Source organism: Paraburkholderia hospita (assembly GCF_002902965.1).
GTDB lineage: Bacteria > Pseudomonadota > Gammaproteobacteria > Burkholderiales > Burkholderiaceae > Paraburkholderia > Paraburkholderia hospita.
Genome location: NZ_CP026106.1, coordinates 843362 through 856103 on the forward strand (window position 1 = coordinate 843362; position 12742 = coordinate 856103).

9 protein-coding genes are annotated in these 12742 nt (G+C 62.8%); 3 read left to right on the forward strand and 6 right to left on the reverse strand.

Translation table 11 applies throughout. The features are described 5' to 3' along the window. Positions 1–140 precede the first annotated feature (140 nt). The gene (gene aroQ / locus C2L64_RS22205) at positions 141–587 is read left to right on the forward strand and encodes a type II 3-dehydroquinate dehydratase (RefSeq protein WP_007587504.1); all 447 of its coding nucleotides are present in this window, start codon (positions 141–143) and stop codon (positions 585–587) included. A gap of 903 nt (positions 588–1490) precedes the next feature. On the opposite strand, the gene C2L64_RS22210 is transcribed toward aroQ, so the two are convergent. Continuing rightward, positions 1491–2174: a TetR/AcrR family transcriptional regulator gene (locus C2L64_RS22210; RefSeq protein WP_007746524.1), complete on the reverse strand. Its 684-nt coding sequence runs from the start codon at positions 2172–2174 to the stop codon at positions 1491–1493. Between the two features lie 116 nt (positions 2175–2290). Further along, positions 2291–3568, reverse strand: coding sequence for an NAD(P)/FAD-dependent oxidoreductase (locus tag C2L64_RS22215; protein ID WP_009769732.1), 1278 nt, complete (start codon positions 3566–3568; stop codon positions 2291–2293). A gap of 369 nt (positions 3569–3937) precedes the next feature. On the opposite strand from C2L64_RS22215, the gene C2L64_RS22220 reads away from it, so the two are divergent. Then, positions 3938–7015, forward strand: coding sequence for a transglycosylase domain-containing protein (locus C2L64_RS22220; RefSeq protein ID WP_009769731.1), 3078 nt, complete (start codon positions 3938–3940; stop codon positions 7013–7015). Here the strand turns inward: C2L64_RS22220 and C2L64_RS22225 are convergent. The 4 genes from C2L64_RS22225 to C2L64_RS22240 all read right to left on the reverse strand — a co-directional run bounded on the left by C2L64_RS22225 (position 7009) and on the right by C2L64_RS22240 (position 11237). Next, entirely contained in the window at positions 7009–8232 is a 1224-nt protein-coding gene (locus tag C2L64_RS22225; RefSeq protein WP_009769730.1) for an ROK family transcriptional regulator, read from the reverse strand. The genes C2L64_RS22220 and C2L64_RS22225 overlap by 7 nt on opposite strands. A 30-nt stretch (positions 8233–8262) precedes the next feature. Continuing rightward, on the reverse strand, positions 8263–9063 hold the full coding sequence (locus C2L64_RS22230; protein WP_007731959.1) for an ATP-binding cassette domain-containing protein: 801 nt from the start codon (positions 9061–9063) through the stop codon (positions 8263–8265). Positions 9064–9085: 22 nt separating this feature from the next. After that, the gene (locus C2L64_RS22235) at positions 9086–10075 is read right to left on the reverse strand and encodes an ABC transporter permease (RefSeq protein ID WP_007731963.1); all 990 of its coding nucleotides are present in this window, start codon (positions 10073–10075) and stop codon (positions 9086–9088) included. Positions 10076–10208: 133 nt separating this feature from the next. Further along, positions 10209–11237, reverse strand: coding sequence for a sugar ABC transporter substrate-binding protein (locus C2L64_RS22240; RefSeq protein ID WP_009769729.1), 1029 nt, complete (start codon positions 11235–11237; stop codon positions 10209–10211). Between the two features lie 441 nt (positions 11238–11678). Here C2L64_RS22240 and C2L64_RS22245 point away from each other — a divergent pair, with 441 nt between their 5' ends. Further along, positions 11679–12581: a YihY/virulence factor BrkB family protein gene (locus tag C2L64_RS22245; RefSeq protein ID WP_090838152.1), complete on the forward strand. Its 903-nt coding sequence runs from the start codon at positions 11679–11681 to the stop codon at positions 12579–12581. Positions 12582–12742 lie beyond the last annotated feature (161 nt).

Here is a 12742-nt window from a genome sequence, read left to right on the forward strand (position 1 = left end):
ACTAGATGGTACAAATGTAGTGAAAACCCCAAAAGACGCGCGTTGCGATGACGTGCAAACTTTGGCGCAGGTCGCGTCAGGTGCATCGGGAGCGGTTTTTGACGCGCTGTGTGGGGCACTATAGGGAGGGTTTTTTAGTCATGAGTTTTGCGTCGGTGCTGGTTTTGAATGGCCCCAATCTCAACTTGCTTGGCACGCGAGAGCCGACGATCTACGGCGCGGAAACGCTCGACGATGTTGCGCGTCGCTGCCGCGAGGCAGGACAAAGACTCGGTCTTGCGATTGATTTTCGGCAGTCGAATGCCGAGCATCAGTTGATCGAATGGCTTCACGAAGTGCGTACGACGCAGCAGGGGATTGTGTTTAATCCTGCGGCTTACACGCATACTTCGGTGGCGATTGCGGATGCGCTGTCGGCGATTGGAAAGCCAGTGATTGAGGTGCATATCTCTAATGTTCACAAACGTGAAGCGTTTCGGCATCACTCGTATGTGTCCGCTGTCGCGGATGGGGTTATTTGTGGGTGTGGTACTCAGGGATATGTGCTCGCTCTGGAAAGGATGGCGGAGATTTTGAAGTTGAGGTGATGCGCCTGCGCGGCGGTTTGGTTGTTGCCTTTGCGCTGGTGCTGCGAGGCGCGGGCGATGCCGGTTGGGGTTGTTGGCTTTTCTTCGCTGGCATCCGCGTATTGCCTTCGTGCTTCAAGCGTCGCCCCTGTGCGTTTGCCTTTTCGCTGGCATCCGCGTTATGACTCACCCCTTCAAGCGTTGCCCCTGTGCGGGGCGGCACCTACTTTTCTTTGCCGCCGCAAAGAAAAGTAGGCAAAAGAAAGCGGCTCACACCGCCAGCTCGTGTTCTTGTCCACGGGCCCCCAACGGCCCCACGCTTCACACGGCAACATCTTTGTTTGCGTGCGTTGCCAACGCTTCGAATGAGCGCCTCACCCGCTTCGAATACCCGTGCACGGGCAGGCGGCAGCGAATGGTTTGCGCCGCCCAGGTGGCAAACTGTGTGTAGGTTGTCGCGTCGTATAACCTTGCGCTCTTACAGGGTGGAACGCGTGCGCTATCGGTCCGGAGTGAGGCATGTGAGGCACTATGGCCTACACACAGTTTGCCACCTGGGCGGCGGTGGACTATCTGGCACGGCAGACTGTAATGCAGGTGCGTGAAGTAGGTGAGACGCACCGCAAGAGCGCTGGCAACGAACATCAGTCACGTGATTGCCGTGTGAAGCGTAAGACCCTTTGGGGGCCCTCAGGCAGGGAGAAATGTTGGCGGTGTGAGCCGCTTTCTTTTGCCTACTTTTCTTTGCGGCGGCAAAGAAAAGTAGGTGCCGCCCCGCACAGGCGACGCGTGAACATCAAACACCATAACGCGGATGCCAGCGAAAAGCCAAACGCACAGGTGCGACACATGAAGCACGGAGGCAAAGCGCGGATGCCAGCGAAAAGGCAAAAACCACCAAACCAGCGCTGCAAGCAAAACCAACTACCTCTTAACAAACCTCAAAGTAGCATCAACAATCATAGCGCGATGCCGCGCCCTAAGCCTTGAATGAGAGGGGTCCCGCCCAAACGCATTCCCAAACGTATGCCGATTGGCAATCCGATGAAAGCACAACGAACTGATCAACAGATGCAGATCAATCGGATCAATATCGTCACGAAAATCCCCTGAAGCAACTCCCCTCGCAAGAAGATCTTCAATAGTATGAATCACCGTCGCATTACGATTCTTGAAGGTCTTAACCTGCTCGATATACTTCGCACCGTGAATATTCTCGATCGTCACGAGACGCACGAAGTCGCGATGTTTATCATGATAGTCAAACGTAAACTCAACGAGACTACGCAGCCCGTCGACAGGGCTCATGTCGCTGACCTTCAGGTCCTGCTCAAGCGCGCGAATATCGCCATACACCTTCTCGAGCACGGCCTCATACAACCCTTCCTTGCTGCCGAAGTAGTAGTACAGCATGCGCTTCGTAGTGTTGGTGCGCTCCGCAATCGCGTCGACACGCGCACCCGTGAGTCCCATCGACGAAAACTCCTGCGTGGCCACCTCGAGGATGTTGCGCTTCGTCTCTTCGGGATCGTATTTGCGCCGTGGTTCGGAGGGTTCGTTCGGGGTCTCGTTATGCTCGGGCGCGATAGCTCGGCTTCCCTTTTTCATTGTGTGTTCCGGCGGCGATGACGTTTCATTCTAGCATGCCGAAATCACCCGCCAGCGCGGCCTGGCGGCATGTCCAGCATCGCTGGGCGCCCGTTCGGCCGCGCTGCCAGAAGGGCTCAGCCCGAGCGCCGCGAACGGTCCGCGAGCGCATCGCGCGTCTGCATCGCCGTGTATGTCAGCTGCGCAGCGGCGAGGCCCAGCGCACCGAACGTGTGCGTGAGGCCGAAGGCCGCGAACGCGTCAGGCACGGGCCGCTCGCCCGCGATCGCCGCCGCCAGCAGTTCGCCCGACACCGTGGTCGGCGCCATCCCATGTCCGCCGAAGCCGACCGCGTACCAGACGCCGTCCGCGCTCTGGCCGATCTGCGGCATCTTGTGCCGCGCGTAGCTCATCAGGCCGCCCCACGCATGGTCGACGCGCACGTCGCGCAACTGCGGATACACCTTCAGCAGATCGCGGCGCAGCAGCCGCGCAATCGCCTCGGGCTCGCGTTCCAGGATCGAGATGCGTCCGCCCCACAGAATGCGCGTGTCGGGCAATGGCCGGTAGTAGTCGAACGCGAAGCGCGTGTCGTAGACGGCGCTGCGGCAGTCGATGGCATCGGCGAGCCGCGCGCCGAGCGGCTCGGTCGCCATCACGTAGGTCGCAATCGGCAGGACGGCGCGCTCGACGCGTCGATAAACGTTGCGCGCATAGCCACCGCCCGCCATCACGACATGCCTGGCGTCGATCGATCCTTGCGCCGTCCCGACCACGAACCCGCCGCCTTGCCTGCGCAGCGACGCGACTGGCGACTGCTCGACGATCCGCACGCCGGCCGCTTCCGCCGCGCGCGCGACACCCAGCACGTACTTCAGCGGATGAAAGTGAAACGCATTGCGCTCGAACAGCCCGCCGTGATAGCGCGTGGTTTTCAGCCGCGCACCGAGTTCGGCGGCGCCGAGCGGCTCCCATTCGACGCCGAACGTTTCTTTCATCAGTCGGCGCTGGCCGTCGAGGCGCGACGGGTCGTCGAACCAGTTCGCGAGGATCACGCCCGCGTCCGTCGCGTCGCAGGCGATCGCGTAGCGCTCGATGCGCGCGCGCATCAGGTCGACGGCGTCGATCGTCAGCGCGTACAGTTCGCGCGCCCGCGCCGGGCCGAGAATCTTCAGCAGGTCCGCGCAGTCGAGACTGTAGCCGCCGAACACGAAACCGCCGTTGCGGCCCGACGCGCCATAGCCAACCTGGTTCGCTTCGACCACGACGACGTCGCGCACGCCGCGCTCGGCCAGTCCGAGCGCCGTCGACAGGCCCGCCAGCCCGCCGCCGACGATGCAGACGTTCGCGCTCAGGTTTCCGGCCAGTGCAGGGCGCACGGGCCGCTCGACGGTCGCTTCGTAGTAGCTTTGCATAGGGTTCAGGAGGCTGGGTCGTCGCCCGGAATCCGGCGGGCATGGGATGTTTGAAGTGCGCGGCGCCATGTTACTCAACTTCGCCCGGCCGTCGTATTCGGTATTCCAGGGAGGCCGCGCCGGCGGAAGGGCCGCGCGGAGGTTGCATCGGCATCGAAGCGGCGGCCGTCTTTACTGTTCCGCGGCGCGAAAAACGCGGCGCCAAGCGGCAAAAGATGCCGCCTCGTCGCGTCCGTGTGACGGCTGTGTTGCGTGCCGTACTCACCCAATCAAGTCGTTGCGTCACCTGACCCTCACAACCCGCTGTTACGCGTTAGACTGACATCAGTCGAGTTTAGTGTGGTCAGGCATCTGCAAGGAGACGCCGCCATGAATCGGCCACTACGGTTTCCGCTACGCGCAATCGGTACCACGTCCGCCTGGAAGTGGTTCAAGTGGCTCTTTTTTGCCTCGTTTCTGGTGGCCGTCGCCCTCGGCGTGCGCTTTGTCCAGATCGAAATGGACACGTCGCGCTTGCAGGCACGCTATCTGTCGGAGATGACGCGCGACGTCGGGTTTACCGTCTCCGAGGGCCCCAGCGACAACATCCGCTTTCCCACCGACGGCCCCTACGACATCCGCCTCGGCTACGCGCTTCTTCCAGCATTCGAACGCCGTTTGAAAGAACGCGGCTTCTCGGTCGCGTCGCAGGCGCGCGATTCGGAACGCATGGCGTCGCTCGCCGACGACGGCCTTTTCATTCCCTACGAAGAAAAGGACCAGGCGGGACTGATGCTGTATGACTCGACGGGCACGCGCCTGTTCGGCTCGCAGTATCCCGCGCGTGTGTATGACGATTTCGAGTCAGTGCCGCCGCTGGTGGTGTCGGCGCTGCTGTTCATCGAAGACCGCCATCTGCTCGACCCCGACCAGCCGAACCGCAATCCCGCCATCGACTGGGGACGCTTCAGCCGCGCGCTGATGGATCAGGGCCTGCGGGTCTTCAACCACGCCCAGGCGCAGCCCGGCGGCAGCACGCTCGCCACGCAGATCGAGAAGTTCCGCCATTCGCCCGGCGGCCGCACGGCGACGCCGAAGGAAAAGCTGCGGCAGATCGCGTCGGCGTCAGTGCGCGCGTATCTCGACGGCCCGCGCACGATGCCCGCGCGCGAGCAGATCGTCGTGCGCTATCTGAACTCGGTGCCGCTCGCCGCGCAGCCCGGCATCGGCGAGATCAACGGTATCGGCGACGGGCTCACGGCGTGGTACGGCCGCGATTTCGCCGAAGTTAACCGAGTGCTGAAAGCGCCGTCCACGCCCGACAATCTCGCCGAACAGGGCCTCGCGTTCCGTCAGGTGCTGTCGCTGATGATCGCGCAGCGCGGGCCGTCGCATTTCCTGCTGCGCAAGAACGACGATCTCAATGCTCTGACGGAAAGCTATCTGCGCCTGTTTGCCACGAATGGCGTGATTACTCCGCAACTGCGCGACGCCGCGCTGTCGCAACAACTCGTGCTGACGCGCGCGAAGCTCGCGCCGCCCGAAGGCTCGTTCGTCGAGCGCAAGGCGGTGACGTCGCTGCGCACGCATCTGCTATCGTCGCTTGGCGTGTCGACGCTGTACGACCTCGACCGGCTCGATGTGCGCGTCACGTCGACGATGAACAACAAGGTCCAGCAGGCCATCAGCGACCGGCTCGCCGCCGCGACGACGAAAGATGGTGCGCAGGCGGCCGGCCTCTATGGCTTCAACATGCTGCAACCGAAGGACGACCCGTCGAAGATCGCCCTCAGCTTCACGCTGTTCGAAAAGCGCGACGGCGCGAACCTGTTACGCGTGCAGACGGACAGCGTGAACCGTCCGTTCGATATCAACTCCGGCGCGCGCCTGAATCTCGGCTCGACGGCCAAGCTGCGTACGATCATCACGTATCTGCAGATCATGCAGGACCTGCATGCGCGCTATGGGCAAATGAGCGTCGAAGAACTGCGCGCCGTGAAGCCCGAGCGCGAAGACGCGTTGACGCGCTGGGCCGTCGATTACTTCATGCACACGAAGGACCAATCGCTTAGCGCGATGCTCGATGCGTCGGTCGAGCGCAAGTATTCGGCCAACGCAGGCGAAACCTTCTTTACGGGCGGCGGCGCGCAAACCTTCACGAACTTCGAGGCCGACGAGAACTCGCGCATCCTCACCGTACATCAGGCTTTCCAGCATTCGGTGAATCTCGTGTTCGTGCGGATGATGCGCGACATCGTCCACTACGAAACGATCAGGACGTCCGGCCCGTCGTCGCAATGGCTCGACGATCCCGCCACGCGCAACATGTATCTGACGCGCTTCGCGGATCAGGAAAGCCGCGTGTACATGAACCGCTTCTACACGAAGTATCACGGCAAGACGCAGGATGAGATGCTCGCGATCCTGCTGCGCGGCGTGCGCAAGTCGCCGCCCAAAATAGCGACCGTGCTGCGCAGCGTGCGGCCGGACGGATCGCAGGCCTGGTTCAACGACCAGATGCGCGCCGCGTTGAAGAACACGCCCAAAGCGAACCCGCCCGACGACGCGCTCGCGAAGCTCTACGAGAAGTACGCCATCGACAAGTTCAATCTGAACGACCGCGCGTATATTTCGAGCGTGCATCCGCTGGAGCTGTGGCTCGTCGACTATCTGCGCGAGCATCCCGACGCGAACGCGAACCAGGTGATGGATGCGAGCCGCGACGTGCGCGCGGATTCGTACAAGTGGCTCTTCAAGACGCGCTATCACGCGACGCAGGATCGGCGCATTCGCCGCATGGTCGAGCAGCATGCGTACGATGCGATTGCCAGATCATGGCAGGCGCTCGGCTATCCGTTCTCGCATCTGACGCCATCGTATGCGGCTGCGATCGGCGCATCGGGCGACCGGCCCGCGGCGCTCGCGCAGCTGATCGGCGTGATCGTGAACAAGGGCAATCAGGCGCCGACGCAAAGCCTGTCCGAACTCGAGTTCGCGAAGGGCACGCCGTACGAAACGCGCTTCGTGCCCGCGACGCCGCAGCCTACGGAAGCCATCTCGCCGGAGATCGCGCGGGTCGCGCAGACGCTGTTGCGCGACGTCGTCGCGGGCGGTACGGCGAGGCGTCTCGCGGGCGGCATCACGTTTCCGAACGGCAAGACGCTGGAGGTCTACGGCAAAACGGGGACGGGCGATCAACGCCTGAACATCTACGCGAAAGGGCGCAGGCTGATCGAGTCGCGCAAGGTCAATCGCACGGCGACCTTCGTATTCGCGATCGGCGACCGCTTCTTCGGCTCGCTGACGGCTGTCGTACACGAACCGTATGCGAAGCGCTACGACTTCACGAGCGCGCTGGCCGTGCAATTGCTGAAGTCGATGGCGCCCGAGTTGCAGCCGCTGCTCGACGAACCTGCTTCGAAAGACACGCCGAAAGTGGCTGCAAGCACGGGGCCGAAGGTTCAATAACTCACATCGGTGGCGGGCTTCAGGAAAAGTTCGTGCATCGGCGCGAAGTGCGCGTAGAGCGGCAGGATCGCGCCGCCCATCGCGCGCGCGTCGGAGCCGATCGTGCCTTCGAGCAATTGCGGGCGCACGATGCCTTCCCACTCGAATTTGTCGAGCACGCGCTCCGTGCGGCGAATGATCTCGCGCACCAGCTGCCGGTCCACTTCCCCGTCGATCACCACCGCTTCGAGATCGAGCAACGCCGCCGCGTTCGTCAATGCGCCCGCAATCGCGGGGCACGCGGTGTCGAGCCATTGCTCCGTGAGCCGCCACAGGTCCGGCGACAACGCACGGTGATCATGCGCGGCAGTGGCGGGCGCGCCCGCATCGACGAACAGCTTTTCGAGCACGAAACCCGATGCCGCGTGCAGCAACTGTTGCGCAGGCTGACGCGCGTTGCCGCTCATGATGGGTATCGAGCCGACGGCGCCCGCGTTGTCGTGCGGCCCGCCATGCAGGCGACCGTCGATCACCAGTCCACCGCCGATAAACGTACCGACGAACAGATACAAAAAGTTATGGATGCCGCGCCCCTGACCCATCACGAGTTCGGCGGCGCATGCAGCGGTGGTGTCTTTTGCGAACTCGACGGGCAGGCCCGTCATCGACGCGATGCGCGCGCGGATGTCGATGTCGTTCCACGCATCGAGCGCTTCGCGCGGCGCGCCGAGAAAATCGCGCCAGCCGCCGAGCCACAGCGGCGCCGCCACGCCGACGCCGACCACTTTCTCGCGTCGCGCGCCGAGCGCTTCGTTGATGCGCGCGAGCTTGCTTTCGAGCGCGGGGAACAGCGTGCGCGGATCGGGATACGCGTACTCCTGCACTTCGCGGCAGCACACGCGCCCGAGAAAATCCATGGCGAGCACATCGAGACTGCGCCGTCCGACCTTTACGCCGATCGTATAGGCGCCTTCCGCGCGCAACGCGATGGGCACGGAAGGCTGCCCGATGCGCCCGCGCACGCGCGCCTGTTTTTCGAGCAGACCATCGTCGATCAATCGCTCGACGATCATCGACACGGTCTGCATCGACAGACGCGTGAGCCGTCCCACGTCGGCTTTCGGCAGCTGGCCATGCAAACGGATCGCCTGCAGCACGATGCGTTCGTTGAACTGCCGCATGCCGACCTGGTTCGAGCCGACCGTGCGTTTGAGCGGTGAGCGGGTGCCCGTATCCATCGGCTATGTCCGGTTACGCGTATCGGTTCGTCATGCGATGGCCCGCACGTCGGCCTGTTTCGCGCCCGTCATGATCGCGACAGCATCCGACATGTGGATGTCGCTCTTGTTCACGAGCGCCGCGCGCCGTCCGAGCCGCTGAATGTGAATGCGGTCCGCGATCTCGAACACATGCGGCATGTTGTGACTGATCAGGATGACGGGCAGGCCGCGGTCGCGCACGCGCCGGATCAGCTCCAGCACCATGTTGCCTTCCTTCACGCCGAGCGCCGCCGTCGGTTCGTCGAGAATCACGACGTGCCGCGCGAAGGCCGCGCTGCGCGCTACCGCGACGCCCTGGCGCTGACCGCCCGAGAGCGTTTCGACGGCCTGGCGCATCGAGCGGATGCCGATCTGCAGGTCTTTCATCGCATTGGTCGCTTCTTCGAGCATGCGGCGCTTGTCGATGATCTTGAAGATCTTGCCGCGCCAGCCAGGCTTCACCAGTTCACGCGCGAGGAACAGGTTCTCCGCGATGCTCATGGCGGGCGCCACGGCGAGATCCTGATAGACGGTTTCGATGCCTTGCTGGCGCGCGTCGAGCGGACTGCGGAACTTGACCGCTTTGCCGTCGAGCAGCAGGTCGCCTTCATCGGGCACGAGCGCGCCGGAGAGCGCCTTGATGAGCGATGACTTGCCCGCGCCGTTATCGCCGATCACGGCCATGATTTCGCCGGGCATCACTTCGAAGTCGCAGCCGTCGAGCGCGGTCACCTGGCCGTAGCGCTTGATGAGACCGCGTGCTTGCAGAACGGGCGTCGTGCCGTTGGTGGAAGAGGGGGTTGTCGACATCACAGGCTCCTTCGAATAACGATCAACGTGCGCCGCGGCGCGACAGTTTGTCGGCGGCGACTGCGAGAATCACGAGAATGCCGGTGATCAGCACCTGGTACACCGACGACACACCCATCAAGGTCAAGCCATTGCGGAACACGCCGACAATCAATGCGCCCAGCAGCGTGCCCGCAATCGAGCCGCGCCCGCCGAACAGACTCGTGCCGCCCAGCACAACGGCCGTGATGCTGTCGAGGTTCTCCGTTTGTCCCGCTTGCGGATCGCCGACGCCCGTGCGCGACACGGAGAGCAGCGCGGCGATGCCGTAGAGCGCGCCCGCCAGGGTGTACACCGTGATCAGGATGCGTTGCGCGGAAAGGCCCATCAGGCGCGCGGCTTCGGGGTTGTTGCCGAGTGCGTAGAGGTGACGGCCGGGCACCGTGTCGCGCAATACGAACCATGTCCCGAGATACATCAGCAGTGTGAGCACGGTGCCGTAGGTGACGGTGGCCGGCCCGAGATTGAAGGTGTTGCCGAAGAACATCATCGCGTCGGGCAGATTCGACACGCTCTCCGCGTTCGAATAGAGCTGCGTGGCCGCGAAGGCGATATTCAACGTGCCGAGCGTGACGATGAACGCGGGCAGCTTGATGCGCGTGATCAGCACACCGTTGAGCAAGCCGAACAGCATGCTCGCAGCAACGCCGCAAGCGATCGCGATGACGGGCGGCACGCCCAACGCGACGGCGAATTTCGTCATCACGATCGAGCCGAACGCCATCAACATCCCGCACGACAGATCGATGCCGCCCGTCAGCACGATCAGCGTCTGGCCGATGGCGATGACGGCGACCACCATCGTCTGCTGCATGATGAGCGACAGGTTCTGGAACGACAGAAAGCGGTCGCTCTGCGAGATGAAAAAGATGCATGCGAGCAAGAGCGCGACGAGCGGGCCAGCTTCGGCAAGTGTTGGCAGATGATCCGCAAACCGGCGATGGGTGTGAGCGGGGGCGGTGGGAGTCGACATGATGTGGTTCCTTCGAAGCAATGCGTGGCCTGCGCGCGGTACACGTACGCCACGCTCACGCTGGAGAACTTGCGGAAGACGCGCGCCGTGCGCGTCCCCGTGACTGCTCAGTTAATGCGCGGTTACTGCGTGCTTACTTGTTGCCCCAACAGTTGTCGAGGCCGAACTTCGTATCCTTGCTGTCGACACCGCCTTGCGGCTTGTCGGTAATCAGCGTGACACCCGTGTCGTGATAGCCGGAGACCTTCTTGCCCGTCTTCGCGTACTCGACGCCTGCCTGCACGCCGAGCTCGGCCATCTTCAACGGATACTGCTGCGAGGTCGCGGCAATGGCGCCGGCCTTCACGTTGCGTACGCCTTCACAGCCGCCGTCAATCGACACGATCATCACGCTCTTGTCCTTGCCCGCGCTCTTGAGCGCGCGATACGCGCCTGCCGCGGCCGGTTCGTTGATCGTGTAGACGACGTTGATGTCGGGTGCTTTCTGCAGGCAGTTTTCCATCGCCGTCTGGCCCTTCGACTGGTCGCCGCGCGTGTCCTGGCTGCAGACGATCGACGGATCGCCTTCCTTCACGCCCATGCCCTGCAAAAAGCCGTTGTGACGCAGCACGCCGACGGACACGCCGGGCGCGAGATCGAGTGTCGCGATCTTCGCGGGCTTGCCGCCGAGCGCGGCCTTCGCATACTGGCCGATCAAGACGCCTGCCTTGAAGTTGTCGGTGGCGAACAGGGCGTCGGTGGCGTCCTGCGGGTCGGTCGGCGTATCGAGCGCGATGACGAGCGCGCCTGCCGCGCGTGCCTTCTTGATGCTCGGCACGATCGCCTTCGTGTCGCTCGGCGTGATGAGGATCGCCTTTGCGCCCGCCGTGATCATGTTCTCGATGGCCGTGACCTGCGCCGCGTTGTCGCCGTCGAACTTGCCGGCGGCGGTCAGCAGCTTCGCGCCGTCTTTCTGCGCGGCGGATTCCGCGCCTTGCTTCATCTTGACGAAGAACGGGTTGGTGTCGGTCTTCGTGATCAGGCCGACGACGGGCTGATCGGCTGCGAGACTGGCGCTCGCGCACCACAGCGCAGACGCAGCGACGCACGCAGCGGCGATGCCCTTGACGACGGGTTGCGTGCGGGACGCGCGGCGCAGTTGCCTGCGGGAAATCGGGTTCATGGGACGCTCCTCCGGATGATTGACAACGACGTTGTGATCAGCGGTCGATTCAGCAGCTGGCTGTGCGCTGATCGCGCCTTCTTGTGCGTTCGCCGGACTTTGGATTCGCCGGTGACGCGGGACTTACTAAATCAAGTTGTTTTAGTTAGTACAGCAGCGACCGTCTCGAAAAGCAAGGCTGGGTTTTGCTGCGGCGCGGCTAAGGCAAGCTGCCGCAATGCCCGCAAAGTCTTGTACGATAAGGCTTTGAGCGAGTGGTGAGCGCACGCGGTGACCGAGCGGGATTGGGGTAAATCAGGAGTGAGCGAATCCGTCGACTAAGTTCTTTTGTTCACTCAATGGGCAAATGCTCGGGAGTCGTGCGATTTAGTCGCAAGTCAGGACCGCCACTTGCTCCCCTGATGCCAGGGTCCGGCCGCAACAACGCGAGCGGAGGTTGAAGTGAACAGGACGCACAATCGCGCGCTGCATTTCGTCGCGACGCATCCCGCGCGCTTCGCGTTGCAGGTGGTCAAGGCGTTTCGCAAGAACCAGGGGCTGCTGCTCGCGGGCGCGATCGCCTATTACGCGCTGCTGTCCATCGTGCCGCTTCTGATTCTGGTCGCCATCGCGTTCAGTCATTTCGTCGGCGAAAAGCTGCTGCTCGATACGCTCGCGCGTCTGCTCGAATGGCTGGTGCCGGGACAGTCGCGTGCGATCGTCAGGGAGCTTGCCAACTTTCTCGCGCATCGCACCGTGATCGGCTGGTTTCTCGTCGTCACGATGATCTTCTTCAGTTCGCTCGCCTTCACGGTGTTGGAGAATGCGCTGTCGATCATCTTCGTGCATCGCGTTGCGATCCGGCGCAGGCATTTTCTGCTGTCGGCGACCCTGCCTTATCTGTTCAGTCTTTCGCTGGGTATCGGCGTGCTGCTCGTGACGCTTGTGTCGAGCAGTCTTCAGTCCGTCGCGAGCGACAGCATCGTGCTGTTCGGTCACACCATTTCGCTGACGGGCGCCACGCGCATCGTGCTGTATCTGTTCGGTCTTGCTGGCGAGATTTTCGTGCTGACGGCAATCTATCTGGTGATACCCGCGGGACGCACGACGCTGCGGCACGCGCTGTTCGGCGCGGTCGCGGCCGCCGTATTGTGGGAAGTTACGCGACGCGTGCTGGTGTGGTACTTCGCGACGCTATCGCAGGTGAGCGTCGTCTATGGATCGCTGACGACGGCCATCATCGTGCTGTTCAGCCTCGAAGCGCTGGCGACGCTGATGCTGTTCGGCGCGCAACTGATCGCCGAATACGAACGACTCAATGCCGGTCCGATAGAGCCTGCCGCGCAGCCATTTGTCACGAGCTAGAAATGGCATTGCGAAGCACGTTGCGGCTGCATCGAAACCGGCGCGATGCGGTTAACGGCAGAAAGTTCGAGAACTTTAGAATCATTTGAGTCCATGTTCTATTGCGTCTTTTAATCCCCAGAAGAATGCGCGGCGGTCACAGCTTCGTCATGACCCGCCGA